This window comes from Streptomyces sp. NPDC008317 (genome assembly GCF_042955955.1).
Lineage (GTDB): Bacteria > Actinomycetota > Actinomycetes > Streptomycetales > Streptomycetaceae > Actinacidiphila.
Map to the genome: position 1 here is coordinate 274,267 of NZ_JBIBFQ010000006.1, position 16,066 is coordinate 290,332.

The 16,066-nt window shown below is 72.4% G+C and carries 12 protein-coding genes; 3 read left to right on the plus strand and 9 right to left on the minus strand.

All coding sequences use genetic code 11. The features are described 5' to 3' along the window. Positions 1-245: 245 nt before the first annotated feature. From ACFY9V_RS21385 to ACFY9V_RS21420, 8 genes are all read right to left on the minus strand, one after another. Entirely contained in the window at positions 246-602 is a 357-nt protein-coding gene (locus ACFY9V_RS21385; protein ID WP_391043251.1) for a DoxX family protein, read from the minus strand. Positions 603-728: 126 nt separating this feature from the next. Then, positions 729-1,634: a zinc-binding dehydrogenase gene (locus ACFY9V_RS21390; RefSeq protein WP_391162412.1), complete on the minus strand. Its 906-nt coding sequence runs from the start codon at positions 1,632-1,634 to the stop codon at positions 729-731. 274 nt (positions 1,635-1,908) lie between these two features. Next, the gene (locus ACFY9V_RS21395) at positions 1,909-3,651 is read right to left on the minus strand and encodes an amidohydrolase family protein (protein WP_391162414.1); all 1,743 of its coding nucleotides are present in this window, start codon (positions 3,649-3,651) and stop codon (positions 1,909-1,911) included. Between the two features lie 48 nt (positions 3,652-3,699). Next, positions 3,700-4,824 carry an LLM class flavin-dependent oxidoreductase gene (locus ACFY9V_RS21400; RefSeq protein ID WP_391043245.1) on the minus strand — a complete coding sequence of 375 codons (1,125 nt, stop codon included), beginning with the start codon at positions 4,822-4,824 and terminating at the stop codon, positions 3,700-3,702. 111 nt (positions 4,825-4,935) lie between these two features. After that, positions 4,936-5,718 carry a glucose 1-dehydrogenase gene (locus tag ACFY9V_RS21405; protein ID WP_391162415.1) on the minus strand — a complete coding sequence of 261 codons (783 nt, stop codon included), beginning with the start codon at positions 5,716-5,718 and terminating at the stop codon, positions 4,936-4,938. A gap of 55 nt (positions 5,719-5,773) precedes the next feature. Further along, the gene (locus ACFY9V_RS21410) at positions 5,774-6,730 is read right to left on the minus strand and encodes a TIGR03619 family F420-dependent LLM class oxidoreductase (RefSeq protein WP_391162416.1); all 957 of its coding nucleotides are present in this window, start codon (positions 6,728-6,730) and stop codon (positions 5,774-5,776) included. Positions 6,731-6,733: 3 nt separating this feature from the next. Further along, entirely contained in the window at positions 6,734-7,996 is a 1,263-nt protein-coding gene (locus ACFY9V_RS21415) for an amidohydrolase family protein (protein ID WP_355337681.1), read from the minus strand. 97 nt (positions 7,997-8,093) lie between these two features. After that, positions 8,094-8,855, minus strand: coding sequence for an AMP-binding protein (locus ACFY9V_RS21420; protein WP_355337678.1), 762 nt, complete (start codon positions 8,853-8,855; stop codon positions 8,094-8,096). 601 nt (positions 8,856-9,456) lie between these two features. Between ACFY9V_RS21420 and ACFY9V_RS21425 the strand changes: the two genes are divergently transcribed. Further along, positions 9,457-12,390, plus strand: coding sequence for a BTAD domain-containing putative transcriptional regulator (locus tag ACFY9V_RS21425; protein ID WP_391162417.1), 2,934 nt, complete (start codon positions 9,457-9,459; stop codon positions 12,388-12,390). Between the two features lie 157 nt (positions 12,391-12,547). Then, positions 12,548-12,709: a hypothetical protein gene (locus ACFY9V_RS21430; RefSeq protein ID WP_355337672.1), complete on the plus strand. Its 162-nt coding sequence runs from the start codon at positions 12,548-12,550 to the stop codon at positions 12,707-12,709. A 329-nt stretch (positions 12,710-13,038) separates the two neighbouring features. On the opposite strand, the gene ACFY9V_RS21435 is transcribed toward ACFY9V_RS21430, so the two are convergent. Next, positions 13,039-14,805, minus strand: a complete 1,767-nt coding sequence (locus ACFY9V_RS21435) for a FadD3 family acyl-CoA ligase (protein WP_391162418.1) — start codon at positions 14,803-14,805, stop codon at positions 13,039-13,041. Between the two features lie 101 nt (positions 14,806-14,906). Here ACFY9V_RS21435 and ACFY9V_RS21440 point away from each other — a divergent pair, with 101 nt between their 5' ends. Further along, positions 14,907-16,061 carry a lipid-transfer protein gene (locus ACFY9V_RS21440; RefSeq protein WP_188283764.1) on the plus strand — a complete coding sequence of 385 codons (1,155 nt, stop codon included), beginning with the start codon at positions 14,907-14,909 and terminating at the stop codon, positions 16,059-16,061. Positions 16,062-16,066 lie beyond the last annotated feature (5 nt).

The window sequence follows — 16,066 nt, forward strand, 5'->3', positions numbered from 1 at the left end:
ACGGTAACGGGTGATGTTCTCCGCTGATCGAAGATTCGGTCGAGTTCCATCGCGTCGGCCCGTCCCTCCCCGGCCGAGCACTGCCCGGCCAAACGGTCGCAGTTCCCCCTCCCGGCAGCCTAGCTTCAGTGAACGGCTCAAATCCAGAGCGTTATCGGCGCATCACTGAGCGCGTCCGGTACGCGGTACGCCCTTACTGGCCGTCGGCCTCCCGAAACCCCGACGGCACCGTCACGCTCGGAGGACTACCAGGCGCCGTGGTGGGCGAGGCCCAGGGTCAGGGCGGCTGCCGCGGTGGCGAGGAAGACGATGCCGCCGAGGATGTCGCGGGAGCCGACGCGGAGGTGGGCGGTGACGGCGCCGATGAAGTAGAGGATGAGGCCGCAGGCGGCAAGGGTGCCGAGGACGGGGACGGCGAGCCCGGCCAGCAGGCCGACCGTGCCGGCGGCGAGCAACGCGCCGAGGACGGGCACCCACTTGCGGGGCAGGCCCTTCATGTCGGCCTGGGTCTTGGGGTATTCGTGGCCGATGAGGTAGGTGACGGCGGCGGCGCCGTTGAAGAGGGCGCCGAGGATGGTGACCGTCAGATAGGCGGCGAACACGGCAGCTCCGCTTCTGTGCGTGACACGTCGGGGTGACACCTCGTACGGGAAGGCTAAGGCGCCCCCGCCGAGCGGGAGTTGACCGTGAGTCGCACGCACTTGGCACGGCGTGAACCGCGCGGGCGGCTACGCGGCGTTGACCGTCAGCACGATCTTGCCCCGTACGTGGCCCTCCTCGCTGAGGCGGTGCGCCTGCGCGATGTCGGCGAGAGGGAACGTCCGGGCGACGGGCAGTGAGAAGCGGCCCGCTTCGATCAGCGGGCCGATCTCGGTGAGGACGTAGAGGGCCCGGCCGCTGTCACCGCGGCTGAAGGTGACGCCGTGCTCGCGGGCGCCGAGGAAGTCCGCGAGGGTGACGACGTGGTCGGGGCCGCCCGCGAGGGCGATGAGTTCGGGGAGGGCGCCGCTCCCGGCGACGTCGAGGGCGGTGTCCACGCCGTCGGGGGCGAGCGCGCGGACGCGGTCGGAGAGACCGTCGCCGTACGAGACGGGTTCGGCGCCGAGCGAGCGGAGGAAGTCGTGGTTGGCCGGGCTCGCGGTGCCGATGACGCGGGCGCCGCGCGCCACGGCGAGCTGCACGGCGGCGGCGCCGACGCTCCCGGAGGCGCCGTTGATCAGGACGGTGCCGCCGCGGACGCCGAGCTGGTCCAGGCCGCGCGCCGCTGTCTCGACGGCGGACGGCAGCGCGGCGGCCCCGGCGAAGTCGAGCGACGCCGGGATCGGCGCGTAGAAGGAGAGCACCGCCAGCTCGGCCTGCGCGGCGCCCTCGGCGCAGAGGCCGAACACGCGGTCGCCGACGGCCACATCGGTGACCCCTTCGCCGACCTCGTCGACGACGCCCGCCGCCTCGTATCCCAGGGTCTGCGGAAGCTCCTCGTCCATGAGGCCCTTCCGCTTCTTCCAGTCGCTCGCGTTGAGTCCCGCCGCGCGTACCGCGATACGGATCCGGCCGGGGCCCGGGTGCGGATCGGGAAGGTCCACGATCTCCAGGACCTCGGGTCCCCCGAACCGGCTGAAACGGGCCGCCTTCATCACTTCGCTCCGATCTCGGCGCACGGGGGGCAGGAGGGCGGGAGCCAGGGGTGCCGCGAATGCCGCGCGTACGCGCCAGTCTGTCAGTCCCGCCGGGCCCGGGACCCAGGACCGGAGTCCGACGCGACGACGGATGCGAAGACCGCCGGGACGACCGACGCGACGACCGACGCGGACCGGCGGCCGTACCTCATCGTCCGCCTCCAGCGGGGTGAGCGCGACGCCCCGCCCGCGCACCGCCCAGCACGGCACCGGCCGCGCGGCCCCCCGCCGGTCAGGGGGTGGTTCGGACGGTTGCCGTGTCGCGGCCGGATCTCAGGACGGTGCCGGGGACGGCGCCGGTGACGGTGTCGTCGCGGATCGTCTCGACGCCGTTGACGCGGACGCTGAGGATGCCGGTGGCGCGGGAGTCGAGGCGGGGGCTGTCGCCGGGGAGGTCGTGCAGGAGGGTGGCGGGGCCCGCGTCGATGCGTTCGGGGTCGAAGAGGACGAGGTCGGCGGCGTTGCCCGGGGCGATCACGCCGCGGCCGCGCAGGCCGAAGAGGCGGGCGGGGTCGGCGGTGAGCATGCGGACGGCGCGCTCCAGCGATAGGAGTTGGCGTCCGCGCAGGCAGTCGCCGAGGAAGCGGGTGGTGTACGGGGCGCCGCACATCCGGTCGAGGTGGGCGCCCGCGTCGGAGCCGCCGAGCATGACGTCCTCGTGGTCCCAGGTGCGGCGGCGCAGCGCCCAGGAGTCGGGGTCGTTGTCGGTGGGCATCGGCCAGAGCACCGTGCGCATGCGGTCGTTGGCGCAGATCTCGACGATCGTCTCAAAGGGTTCCTGCCCGCGTTCGGCCGCGATGTCGCGGACGACCCGCCCCGACACCCCCTGATTCGCGTCGCTGTACGTGTCGCCGATCACGTAGCGGCCGAAGTCGGCGAGGCGGCGGAAGACCCCGGCCTCGGGGCTGGCGGCGCGGCGCAGCATCTCGGCGCGTACGGCGGGCTGCCGCAGCCGCGCGATGCGTTCGGGGACGGGCAGGGCGAGGATGTCGCCCCAGCCGGGGATGAGGTTGAGGGCGCAGAAGGTGCCGAGCGACATGTTCATGGGGGTGAGGATCGGCATGGTGAGGGCGACGATCCGGCCGCCCGCCTTGCGGGCCCGCTCCGAGGCGAGGAGTTGGCGCGGGACGCGTTCGGGGACGGCGGCGTCGATGGTGAGGACGTTCCAGTTGAGCGGGCGCCCGGCGACGGCGCTCATCTCCACGAGCAGGTCGATCTCCTCGTCCGCGAACTGGTCGAGGCAGCCCGCCACGATGGCCTCGATCTGGGTGCCCTCGTGTTCGCCCACCGCCCGTGACAGGGCGAGGAGTTCGGCCGGCCGGGCGTGCCGGGACGCGACCGGCCGTCCGTCGCCGTCGGAGTGCGTACTGGACTGCGTGGTGGAAAGGCCCCAGCCGCCGGCTTCCATGGATTCGTGGAAGAGCCGCAGCATGGCGTCGAGTTGGTCCCGCGTGGGCTGTCCGCCGACCGCGTCGGCGCCCATCACGTGGCGGCGCAGGGCGCAGTGGCCCACCATGAAACCGGCGTTGACGGCGACCCGCCCCTCCAGGGCGTCGAGGTAGTCGCCGAAGGACGACCACGTCCAGTCGACGCCCTCTTCGAGCGCCGCCAGCGACATGCCCTCGACCTTGGACATCATCCGCCGGGTGTAGTCGGCGTCTTCGGGCCGGTCGGGGTGGAGCGGCGCGAGCGTGAAGCCGCAGTTGCCGCCCGCGACGGTGGTCACGCCGTGGCTCATCGAGGGCGTGGCGAAGGGGTCCCAGAAGAGCTGGGCGTCGTAGTGGGTGTGCGGGTCGACGAAGCCGGGGGTCAGGACGAGGCCGGTGGCGTCCTCCTGGGAGCGCCCGCTCTCGCCGAGGCCGCCGGGTTCGGCGACGGCCGCGATCCGGCCGCCGCGCAGCGCCACGTCGGCGGTACGGGAGGGCGCGCCCGTGCCGTCCACCACGGTGGCGCCCTTGATCACATGGTCGAACACGGGTGTGCTCCTCTCGTACGTCGCGCTGGTGCGTGCCGCCCGGTCGCGTTACGCCGCCGCCTGCCGGAACCGGGTCGTGCGGTGCACCGGGTCGGTGTCGATGACGGGTATGACGTGCTCGCCGATCAGCTTGATCGTGTTCATCGTGTCCTCGTAGCCGATGCCGATCGGCAGCCCGAAGGTCAACTGGTCGGCGCCCGCCTGCTCCCAGCGCTTGCACTGCGCCAGCACCTCGTCGGGGTTGCCGCAGATCATCAGCTCCTCGGAGATGAGCAGATCGATCAACTCCTCGGTGTAGTCCGGCAGAAGCTCGGGCCAGACCGGGATGCCGTCGGGGCGCGGGAAGGTGTCGTGGTAGCGGAAGAGCAGCGACTGGAGGTAGTTGAGGCCGCCGCCGACGGCGATCTGCCGCGCCTTCTCGGTGGTCTCTGCGCAGATCGCGGTCGAGGTCACCATCACGTTGTCGTTGACGAAGTCGCCGACCGGCTCAGCCTGCCCGATCGCCGACTTGTACGACTCGACGACCCACTCCATGTCGGAGACCTTCTGCACGCTGAAGCCGAGCACGCCCAGGCCCTTGCGGGCGGCCATCGCGTACGAGGGCGGCGAGCCGGCCGCGTACCACATCGCCGGGTGGGAGCGGCCGTACGGCTTGGGCAGGATCTTGCGCGGCGGCAGCGACCAGTGCTTGCCGCTGAAGCCGGGGTACTCGTCCTGGAGCCACATCTTGGGGAACTCCGCGATGGTCTCCTCCCAGATCTCCTTCGTGTGGTTCATGTCGGTGATGCCCGGCATGAACCCGAGGATCTCGTGGCTGCCCGCGCCGCGCCCCGAGCCGAACTCGAAGCGCCCGCCGGAGAGATGGTCGAGCATGGCGACCTTCTCGGCGACCTTCACCGGGTGGTTGACCGGCGCGAGCGGGTTGAAGATGCCGGAGCCGAGGTGGATGCGCTCGGTGGCGTGGGCGAGGTAGCCGAGGAAGACGTCGTTGGCCGACAGGTGCGAGTACTCCTCCAGGAAGTGGTGCTCGGAGGCCCAGGCGTACTTGAAGCCGGAGCGGTCCGCCTGGATGACGTACTCGGTCTCCTCGATCAGCGCGTGGTGCTCGGCCTCGGGGTCGGCCTTGGCCCGCGCGGCGGGCACATATCCCTGTACAAAGAGCCCGAATTCCAAGGGGTCACCATCCTCCGGTTTCTGACGCTCCGTCAGATCTGATCCGACTCTTCCACCGGCACGGTGGGGCGTCAATAGCTGATGGACCGTCAGATACGCTCGACGGCGGACTCAGAGCGCCGCGACTCCCGCCAGCCAGCCGCCGTCGATGACGAACGGCTGCCCGGTGACGTACGAGGAGTCCTCACTGGTCAAGAAGAGCGCGAGCCTGGCGATCTCGTCGGCCCGGCCCATCCGGCCCAGCGGCAGCAGCTTGCGGTAGAAGCGGGCGGTGGCCGCCGCCATCGCCTCCTGGTCGGCGGCCGGGTCGAGCACCGCGGGATTGGCCATCGGGGTGTCCACGGCGCCGGGGCACATCGCGTTCACCCTGATCCCGTGCGGCGCCAGCTCCAGCGCCGCCACCCGCGTCATGGCGACGATCGCCGCCTTCGTCGCCGCGTACGAGGTGAGCAGCGCCATGCCGCTGAGCGCCGTGTACGACGCGGTGTTGACGATCGTGCCGCCGCCTGCGGCGGTCAGCGCGGGCGCGCAGGCCCGCATGCCGAGGAAGGCGCCCACCTGGTTGACCCGGACGACTTGGAGGTACTCCTCCAGCGGGGTGTTCGCCAACGCGTTGAAGCGCAGGATCCCGGCGTTGTTGACCAGTCCGTCGAGGCCGCCGAACTGCTCGTCGGCGTACGCCAGCGCCGCCGTCCAGTCGTCCTCGCTGCCGACGTCGAGCCGGGTGTAGCGGGCCGCGTCGCCGATCTCCTCGGCCAGCGCCGCGCCTTGGTCGTCCAGCACGTCCGCGAGCAGCACGCGCGCGCCCTCCGCGGCGAAGAGCCGGGCCTCCTGCTCGCCCTGGCCGCGCGCGGCGCCGGTGATCAGGACGGTACGGCCGTCGAGCTTGCCCATCCGGGCCTCCGGGGGTGGTGGGACAACGGGGGGTCAACGGGGGGGTCAACGGGACTCACGTGTCGAGGTGCGGTGCCACATCGGCGGCGAACGCCGCCATCTGGTCGAGGAGTTCGGTCACGCCCCGGCTGCGGAAGCGCACCTGGATCTGGTCGACGCCCATGGCCCGGTAGGCGCGCAGGCTCTCCGTGAGCGCGTCCGGCTTGCCGTGCAGGGTGTACCGGCCGACGTGCCAGCCGGGCTCGCCGACGTAGAGCGGTTCCGCGATCGCGCCGATCTCGATCGGGTCGGCGATCCCGGCCTCGGCGCGCAGCCGCCGGACGCGGTCGATCTGGCCCGGCAGCCGGTCGCGCGGGTCGCCCTGCGGCAGCCAGCCGTCACCCCTGAGGGCGGCCCTGCGGACGGCGGCCGGTGACGAGCCGCCGATCCAGACCGGCGGCCGGGGCGTCTGCACCGGGCGTGGCCGCTGCCCGAGTCCGGCGAAGTCGTAGCGCTCGCCGTGGTGTTCGGGGAACTCGTCCTCGCCGAGCGCCGCCTTCAGCGCGTCGATGGTCTCGTCGAGTACGCCGCCGCGCCCGGCGAAGTCCGCGCCGACCGCGTCGAATTCCTCGACCACGTGCCCGGCCCCGACACCGAGGATCAGCCGCCCGCCGGAGAGCCGGTCGAGCGTCGCGTACTGCTTGGCGGTGGCCAGCGGGTGCCGCAGTCCGACGACCGCGACATGGCTGAGCAGCCGTACGCGTTCGGTGACGGCGGCGAGATAGCCGAGGGTGGCCACCGGGTCGTACCAGGTGGTGGACATCGCGGCGGCCAGCCTGCGCGGCACCGCGATGTGGTCGCAGACGGCCACGTACGCGAAGCCGTGCCGGTCGGCGGCGCGGGCGACGGCGGCGAGTTCGGCCGGGCCCGCGTCGGCCTCCCAGCCCTCGGCGTACATCGTGCTCTGCGACTGGACGGGGAGTTGCATGCCGTAGGAGAGCCGCCCTGGCGGCAGCACGCGCGGGACGCCCATGGCCTACGCCCCCGCGCCGGGTCCCGGGACCGGCCCGGCGCTCGAACCGGGCCCGGGCCACAGGCCGTCGGGGGTCAGGCCGAGCAGGTCGATGGCGTTGCCGCGCACGATCCGCTCCACCACGTCCTGGGAGAGGTGGCCCATCTGCGCCTCGCCGACCTCGCGCGACGTGGGCCACGTGGAGTCCGAGTGCGGGTAGTCCGTCTCGTAGAGGACGTTGCCGACGCCGACCGCGTCGAGATTGCGCAGGCCGACCGCGTCGTCGAAGAAGCAGCCGTAGACGTGCGAGGCGAAGGTCTCGGACGGCGGGCGCCGCACCTTGTCGGCGACCCCGCCCCAGCCGCGGTTCTCCTCCCAGACGACGTCGGCGCGCTCCAGGATGTACGGGATCCAGCCGATCTGCCCCTCGGCGTACATGATCTTGAGGTTCGGGAAGCGTTCGAGGGCGCCGGACATCAGCCAGTCGACCATCGAGAAGCAGCAGTTGGCAAAGGTGATGGTGGAGCCGACGGCGGGCGGCGCGTCGGCGGAGGTGGACGGCATCCGGCTGGAGGAGCCGATGTGCATGGCGATGACGGTGCCGGTCTCGTCGCAGGCGCGGAAGAAGGGGTCCCAGTAGTCGGTGTGCACCGACGGCAGTCCGAGGTGCGGCGGGATCTCGGAGAAGCAGACCGCGCGTACGCCGCGCGCCGCGTTGCGCCGTACCTCGGCGGCGGCCAACTCGGCGTCCCACAGCGGTATCAGGGTCAGCGGTATCAGCCGCCCGCCCGCCTGCGGGCCGCACCACTCCTCGACCATCCAGTCGTTGTACGCGCGCACGCACAGCAGCCCGAGGTCGTGGTCCTCGGCCTCGGTGAAGGTCTGCCCGCAAAAGCGCGGGAAGGTGGGGAAGCAGAGCGCGGACTGCACATGGTTGACGTCCATGTCGGCCAGCCGCTCGGGCACCGAGTACGAGCCGGGCCGCATCTGCTCGTACGTGATCGCTTCGAGCCTGATCTCGTCGCGCGAGTAGCCGACGGCGGTGTCGAGCCGGGTCAGCGGGCGGCGCAGGCCCTCGTAGAGCCACCAGTCGGCGAGCGGTCCCTCGTCCCCCGGCTCGCCCATCGTGGGCGCGAACCGGCCGCCGAGGAAGGTCATTTCCTTCAGGGGCGCGCGCACGATGCGCGGCGCGGTGTCGTGGTGTTTCGACGGGAGCCGGTCCCGCCAGACGTTGCCGGGCTCCACGGTGTGGTCGTCCACCGAGATGATCTTCGGGAAGGTCTCCATGGGCACAACGGTAGCGCCGATCTGACGATCCGTCAGCTAACGTGTCGTCACATCGTTGGCACTACGGGCCTCCGGGGCTCCCCGGCTGCGGCGGACGTCAGTCGGTCACCCGCACCGGCAGCAGAATCCGCCACACCGCGTCCTCCACGCCGTGCACGGCCGCGATCCAGCCGACGTTCTCCTCGTCGGTGCCCAGCCGTACCGCCTGCGCCAACTCCCCCATCACCTCGGTGAGATCGGCGTGCGCCATCGCGGGCTCCAGCCGCCCGCCGACCACGCCGTCGTCGTAGTAGCGGTGGTACGCGGGCGCGCTGCGCAGGACGCCGACCGGCCGCCAGTTCTGCGCCAGCCGCCACACGGGCTCGCCCGCGACGCGGACGCCGTCCGCCTCCATCACCTGGGTACGGGTGCGGTCGACGGCCAGCGCGGACCAGCCGTCGGAGCCGGTCAGCACCAGGTCGGGGTCGCAGCGGCGGACCGCGCGGGAGACCGCGTCGTTGGCGCCCGGTCCCGGCAGCACCAGCGGCACCGCGGCCATCCCCGCGTACAGGCAGCCGAAGAAGGCGCCCGCGAGGTCCGGGCCCTGCGGATAGGCGAGCAGCACGCGCGCGCCGGGAGCCAGCAGGCTGCCGAGCCGGGCGGCCACCGCGCGGGCCCGCCGGTCGAGTTCGGCGAAGCTGCACCCCGCGGTGCCGCTGACGGTCGTCCGCGGATACGGCAGCGCGGGCACGGCCTGCGGGGCGCGCTCGGCGCGGCGGCGCAGCAACTCGCCGGGCAGCCGTCCGGCGTCCCCGAGCCGCCGCGTGCCGCCGTTGCCGCCGCCCCCGCCGCCGGGCCGCTCGCGGCCCTCGCCGCTCATCGCGGGCCCCGCGGCCGGGGCCGGCATCCGTCGTACGGATCCGGCCGGGCGCACCGGGCGCACCTCGCGTACCGGAGCCCGGAACAGCTCGGAACCGGCGGCCGACGGTAGTTGCCCCGGCCTGACAGGCAGTGACCCGATCGACCCGTCCGGCTCACCGGCACCTGCCGCATGACTCGTGCACTCAGCACACATGAAACGCCCGCTACCTGTTCTTTCGCAGGACACACACCGGCATGGACCAGTCCCACACAGCACAACCTCCGCGCACGCACAGACGGAACCTCAAATTCCAGCCCAACTTTTGCTGCAAGTCCGGTTCGGGTCCTTGCACGGGGTGACCCCGGCGGCCCGACACGGCAAACTGGCACGGACGGTGCCGAACCCTCGGTCCCGTGCGCCATGCGGACAACTGTTCCGTCCGGCGATGAACGATTGATATACGTGCGGGCGACGGGCCGCGGGGGCGCCCGGCTTCGCGAATAATCGGGTCACGCACCAATCAGCGCCCGGCGGCCGACCACCGCCGGAGGCTGGCACAAGCAGTGCGCCGCTCCAGGCGCGGGTACACAATGAGCAGGTCCACGTTCAGGGGGCAGAGATGGAAAGCAGGACGGAACCGGGCAACAGCCTGCGGTTCGCGGTCCTCGGTCCGGTGCGCGCCTGGCGAGACGACGAGCCGATCGTCACCGGCGCACCACAGCAGCGCGCCTTGCTGGCCGCGCTGCTGCTGCGCGGCGGGCGCACGGCGACCGCGTCGGAACTGCTCGACGCCGTCTGGGGAGAGTCACCGCCCAACACCGCGCTCGCCGCGCTGCGTTCGTACGCCTTCCGGCTGCGCAAGGCGCTCGGCCCCGAGGCCCTGGTCACCGACTCCGGCGGCTACTCGCTGCGGGTCGCCGACGACGCGCTGGACTGCGCCGTCGTGGAGCGGCTGGCCGCCGAGGCCGACAAGCAGCGCGCCGTCGACCCGGTCCGCGCCCGCGAACTGCTGGGCACCGCGCTGGAGATGTGGCACGGCGAGCCGCTGGCCGGCCTTCCGGGGCCGCACGCCGAGACGCAGCGCAACCGGCTCGCCGAATGGCACCTCGGCCTGATCGAGACCCGTCTCGAACTGGACCTGGAGCTGGGCGCGCACGCCGAGGCCGTCTCCGAACTCACCGCGGTCTCGGCCGAACACCCGCTGCGCGAGCGGCTGCGCGCCCTGCTGATGCTGGCCCTCTACCGCAGCGGCCGGCAGGCCGAGGCGCTCGGCGTCTACGCCGACACCCGCCGTCTGCTCGCCGAAGAGCTGGGCATCGACCCGTCGGCCGAACTGAAGGACCTGCACCAGAAGATCCTGGAGGCCGACCCCTCGCTCGCCGCCCCGGCCGGTTCCGCCGCCGGACCGGCCGAGATCGTACGGCCCGCGCAACTGCCCGCGACCGTCGCAGACTTCACCGGCCGCCGCAATGTGGTCAGGGAACTGAGCGAGCAACTGGCCCAGGCGTCGCAGGGCAGCGGGGTGATGGCGGTCTCCGCCGTCGCGGGCATCGGCGGCGTCGGCAAGACCACGCTCGCCGTCCATGTCGCCCACGCGGCCCGCGACTCCTTCCCCGACGGGCAGTTGTACGTCGACCTCCAGGGCACCGACCCGCGCCCGGCCGAACCCGAGGCCGTACTCGGCTCGTTCCTGCGCGCGCTCGGCACCCCGGACTCCGCGATCCCCGAGTCGCTGGCCGACCGCGCCGCGCTCTACCGCTCCACCCTCGACGGCCGCCGCGTGCTCGCGCTGCTCGACAACGCCTACGACGCCGCGCAGATCCGCCAGTTGCTGCCGGGCACCCCCGGCTGCGCCGCCCTGGTCACCAGCCGGGTGCGGATGGTCGACCTGGCGGGCGCGCATCTGGTCGACCTCGACGTGATGTCGCCGGAGGAGGCGCTCCAGCTCTTCACCCGGATCGTCGGCGAGGAGCGCGTCACCAGCGAACGCCAGGCCGCCCTCGACGTCGTGGCGGCCTGCGGCTTCCTGCCGCTGGCCATCCGGATCGCCGCGTCCCGGCTGGCCGCCCGCCGCACCTGGACCGTCTCCGTACTCGCCCACAAACTGGCCGACCAGCGGCGCAGGCTGGACGAACTGCGGGCCGGGGACCTCGCGGTGAAGGCCACCTTCACCCTCGGCTACGGCCACCTGTCGGCGCCGCAGGCCCGCGCCTTCCGGCTGCTCTCGCTCGCCGACGGCCCGGACATCTCGCTGCACGCGGCGGCGGCCACCCTCGACCTGGACCCGTACGAGGCCGAGGAGCTGCTGGAGGCGCTGGTCGACATCAGCCTCATCGAGTCCGCCGCGCCCGCCCGTTACCGCTTCCACGACCTGCTGCGCCTGTACGCCCGCGAGTGCGCCGAGCGCGACGAGACACCGCGGGAGCGCTGCGCGGCGCTGTCGCGGGTGCTGGACTTCTACCTCGCCTCGGCCTCCTGCGCCTACGAGTTGGAGAACCCCGGCGACCGCGTCCTGGACCACCTCGCCCTCACCGCGCACTCCGGCCTGACCTTCGGCGCCCCGGACGAGGCCCTGGAATGGCTCTTCTCCGAGGCGCAGAATCTGCTGGCGGCCGTCCAGCAGGCCGCGGACGGCGGCTGCGAGGGCCCGATGCGCCGCGCCGTCGACCTGCTGCTGGTCGCCCAGGACCTGATGGAGTCCGGTGTCTACGCGCGGCAATACGAGCAGGCGACGCGGACACTGGTGACGACGGCGCACGACTGCGGGGACACGCTGGTGGAGGGGCGCGGGCGGATCTGGCTCGGCCAACTCCTGCGGATGTCGGGCCGGTTCGAGGAGGCCGAGACCGAGGCCAAGCGCGCCCTGGTGCTCGGCCTGGCCGCCGAGGACCCGATGACGTCGAGCTACGCGCCCAATCTGCGCGGCAGCATCGCCCATCAGGGCCAGCGCTTCGAGGCGTGCGCGGAGTACCACACCACCGCCCTTGAGGCTTTCCGCGCCGACGGCAACAAGCACGGCGAGGCGGCGGCGCTCAGCAATCTCTCCCGCGCGCAGATCGAACTGGGCGACATCGCCGCCGCGGTGGCGGCGACCGAACGGGTCGTCGCGATCTACCGCGAGTTGGGCGCCGGCTTCCGGCTCGGCAACGGCCTGTACGCGATGGGCATCGCGCTCACCGCGGAGGGCCGCCTCGACGACGCGTTGAGCTGCCTCACCGAGGCACTGGGCATCTTCCGGGAGGCGCGGCAGCAGTTCTGGGAGGGCATGACGCTCTTCCGGCTCTCCAAGGTTCACCTCGCGGGCGGCAGTTGGCGGCAGGCCGCCGCCCACACCGAGCAGTCGCTCGTCATCCTCCGCGAGGTCGGCGGCGAGTGGCGCACCGCCAACGCCCTGACCGTACTCGGCAGCGCGCTCGACGGCATGGGCCAGCCGGTCCGTGCCCACGCCTGCTGGCACGACGCCCTGGCCGTCTTCACCGCGCTCGGTTCGCCCGAAGCGGCCGATGTACGGCGCCTGTTGGGGGACGAATCATCCCCCTCTGTCGCGGTATAAGCCCAGGTCGATTCGCTCAACGCGCCCGTTTATCAGTTGATTATCGGTGGATGCCACGATTCCATCACTGCACGAGCTGCCCGCTCGGTGGTGTACGGGGGTCGCCACCGGGCGGGCTTTCACGACAGCACGTCCCCAAGCACACAGGGAGAGCACCATGAGCACCGAAGTTCCGAAGCTTCCGAAGACGGACCCGCCGGTCGACCCGGACAACTTCCACACCGACGGCACCGAGCAGACGGCTCCGGACGGGCTCCTCACGCCGAAGAAGCCCGTCGTCAAGCCGGACAACTTCCACACGGACGGCACCACCAAGTAGCTTCCGTACCCCGCTCTGGGGAGGGCGGGGCAGCGGAGGACCCCAAGGGGACCGCAGGGGGACCCACGGGGTTGATCAGGGGAAAACAGCACGGGGCAACAGGGGAACACGGGGGATCGGGGGACCGGGGAACCTCGGTGGGGGCCGAGGGGGACCGGTGAAAGCCGCCCAAGGGGGGGCCGGGTGACTGCGGGGGGTTCCACAGCACGCACCCGGGGGCGCACCAAAGACTGACCGCGGCGCGGAGGGGGCGCCGCGGTCAGTCCGCGTCCGGGTCCGGCGCCGGGCGCGGGATCAGTCCGCTTCCGCGGGCCGGGGCCGCTCGCAAATCAAGCCTCGTCAGGGGCCGGGCCGCGCGCAGGTCGGTCCGCGGCCGTACGCAGCTCGTTCTTCTTGACCTTCCCGCCCGCGTTGCGCGGGAGTTCGGGGACGAAGCGGACGCCGCGCGGGACCTTGTAGTTGGCCATTTCGCGGCGCGACCAGGCGATGAGGTCGTCGGCGGTGAGGGTGGAGCCGGGGCGGCGGACGACGTAGGCGCGGCCGACCTCGCCGAGGCGGGGGTCGGGGACACCGATGACGGCGGCGTCGCGGATGTCGGGGTGGCGCAGCAGCAGTTGCTCGATCTCCGCCGGGTAGGCGTTGAAGCCGCCGACGATGTACATGTCCTTGAGGCGGTCGGTGATCCGCAGATTCCCCTCGGGGTCCAGGACGCCGATGTCGCCGGTGTGCAGCCAGCCGTCGGGGTCGACGGCGCGGGCGGTGCCCTCGGGGTCCTCGAAGTAGCAGGACATGACGTGGTAGCCGCGGACCAGGACTTCACCGGGCGCGCCGGGCGCGGCGTCGACCCGTACCTCCGTGTCGGGGATGGCGCGCCCCGAGGTGACGGCGACGGTCGCGGCCGGGTCGCCCCTGCGGCACATGGTGACGGTGCCGGACGCCTCGGTGAGGCCGTACGCGGTCAGAACGGTGGCGATCCGCAGTTCGGCGCGCAGCCGTTCGACGAGTTCCAGCGGGATGACGGCGGCCCCGGTGACGACGAGCCGCAGCGCGGACAGGTCGTGGGCGGCGCGCGCCGGATGGTCGAGCAGCGACTGGTGCAGGGTGGGCGGGCCCGGCAGTACGGAGATCCGCTCGGCGGCGATGTTGGCGAGGACGGTGTCCACGTCGAAGACGGGCTGCGGCACGATCACGGCGCCGCGCATCAGGCAGGCGATGACGCCCGCCTTGTAGCCGAAGGTGTGGAAGAAGGGGTTGACCACCAAGTAGCGGTCCCCCGCGGTCAGTCCGGCCAGCGCGCTCCAGACGCCGTACACGCGCAGCGTCTGGGCGTGCGTGATGACGGCGCCCTTGGGGTGTCCGGTCGTGCCCGAGGTGAAGATGATGTCGGAAGGGTCGCCGGGCGCCACGGCGTCGGCGCGGGCGCGTACGGTCGCGGCGGGTACGTCGGCGCCGGCCGCCACGTAGCCGTGCCAGGACAGGAATCCGGGGGGCGGCGCGTCGTCGCCGAGGACGACGACGTCACGCAGGTGCGGCAGGCCGGGCAGCGGTCCCTCGCCGTCGCCCTCTCCCGCGGCGCGGCGCAGCGCGGCCACGTACGACGTACCGAGGAAGGTGCCGGTGACGAACAGCAGCCTGGCGCGGGTGCGTTGGAGTATCCAGGCCGCTTCGGCGCCTTTGAAGCGGGTGTTGAGCGGGACGAGGACGCCGCCCGCGCTGACCGCGCCGAGCGCGGCGACGATCCAGTTCAGCGAGTTGGGCGCCCAGATCGCGACCCGGTCGCCGGGGCGCAGTCCCGAGGCGACGGCCGCGGCGGCGGCACTTTCGACGCGGGCGCCGAGTTCGGCGTAGCTGACGCGGGTGCGGCCGTCCACGACGGCCTCGTGCTCGCCGTGGGCGCGGGCGGCGGCGCGCACCAGGCGGGGCAGGGTGCCCCAGCGGAGGTCGGCGCGGGGGTCGTCGGCGGGTGAACCGGCCGTGGATGAGCCGTCGTTGGAGGCACCGCCCTCGGATGAGGTGTCGCCGTACGAGGTGTCGCCGTACGAGGTGTCGCCGTACGAGGTGTCGCGCGGATCGTCGTCCCGCAGGTCCACATCCATGACGTCCTCTCCCGTAGCTGACTACCCGTCAGATTAACGGTAGCCTGACGACCTGTCAGCAGTTCGTCAGTGCATCCGGGGACCCGCGGAGGTGTGTGCCCATGGGCGGCGCTGCCCTGAAAGACGCGACGGCCATCGTCGGGATAGGCCAGACACCGTTCGCCAAGTCGCTCCCGGAGTCGGAGAAGACGCTCGCGTGCCGGGCGGTGCTCGCCGCGCTCGACGACGCGGGCATCGACCCCGGCGAGGTCGACGGCTTCGCCTCGTACACGATGGAGGACACCGACGAGGTCGAGCTGGCCAAGGCGATCGGCGCGGGTGATGTGACCTTCTTCGCCAAGTCCGGTTACGGCGGCGGCGGTTCGTGCGCGACCGTCGCGCACCTCGCGGCGGCCGTCGCCACCGGTCAGGCGTCGGTCGGCGTCGCCTGGCGGTCGCGCAAACGCGGCTCGGGGCCGCGCCCGTGGAGCAGCACCACCGTCCAGCTCCCCACCCCGGCGCAGTGGTCCCGGCCGTACGGTCTGCTCCGCCCGGCCGACGAGATCGGCATGCTCGCCCGCCGCTACATGCACGAATACGGCGCCACCCGCGACCACTTGTTCAATGTGGCGCTCGCCTGCCGCAACCGCGCCAACCAGAATCCGGCCGCCCTGATGTACGAGCGCCCGCTGACCCGCGAGATGTACATGACCGCGCGCTGGATCAGCGAACCGCTCTGCCTGTTCGACAACTGCATGGAGACCGACGGGGCCCTGGCCTGCGTCGTGGTCTCCGCCGAACGCGCCCGCGACTGCCGCCGCAAGCCCGTCTACGTGCACTCCGCCGCGCAGGGCCTGCCCGCCCAGCACCACGGCATGGTCAACTACTGGACCGACGACCCGCTCACCGGACCGTCCTGGACCGCCGCCCGACACCTGTGGAAACAGGCCGACTTCGGCCCGCAGGACGTCGATGTCGCCCAGATATACGACGCCTTCACCCCGCTGATCCCGCTCTCCCTCGAGGGCTACGGCTTCTGCGGACGCGGCGAGGGCGCCGCCTTCACCGAGGGCGGCGCCCTGGAGACCGGTGGACGGCTGCCGATCAACACCGGTGGCGGCGGCCTGTCCGAGGCGTACGTCCACGGCTTCAACCTCATCACCGAAGGCGTCAGGCAACTGCGCGGCACCTCCACCGCCCAAGTCCCCGACGCCGCCACCTGCCTGGTCACGGCGGGCGAGTGCGTCCCCACATCCGCTCTGCTGCTGAGGAGTTGACAGCC

Coding starts and splice junctions, on each gene's coding strand:
- ACFY9V_RS21390 (WP_391162412.1), bottom strand. CDS start 1,634: ATGAAGGCGGCCCGTTTCAGCCGGTTCGGGGGACCCGAGGTCCTGGAG.
- ACFY9V_RS21405 (WP_391162415.1), bottom strand. CDS start 5,718: ATGGGCAAGCTCGACGGCCGTACCGTCCTGATCACCGGCGCCGCGCGC.
- ACFY9V_RS21410 (WP_391162416.1), bottom strand. CDS start 6,730: ATGGGCGTCCCGCGCGTGCTGCCGCCAGGGCGGCTCTCCTACGGCATG.
- ACFY9V_RS21415 (WP_355337681.1), bottom strand. CDS start 7,996: ATGGAGACCTTCCCGAAGATCATCTCGGTGGACGACCACACCGTGGAG.
- ACFY9V_RS21420 (WP_355337678.1), bottom strand. CDS start 8,855: ATGAGCGGCGAGGGCCGCGAGCGGCCCGGCGGCGGGGGCGGCGGCAAC.
- ACFY9V_RS21425 (WP_391162417.1), top strand. CDS start 9,457: ATGGAAAGCAGGACGGAACCGGGCAACAGCCTGCGGTTCGCGGTCCTC.
- ACFY9V_RS21430 (WP_355337672.1), top strand. CDS start 12,548: ATGAGCACCGAAGTTCCGAAGCTTCCGAAGACGGACCCGCCGGTCGAC.
- ACFY9V_RS21435 (WP_391162418.1), bottom strand. CDS start 14,805: ATGGATGTGGACCTGCGGGACGACGATCCGCGCGACACCTCGTACGGC.
- ACFY9V_RS21440 (WP_188283764.1), top strand. CDS start 14,907: ATGGGCGGCGCTGCCCTGAAAGACGCGACGGCCATCGTCGGGATAGGC.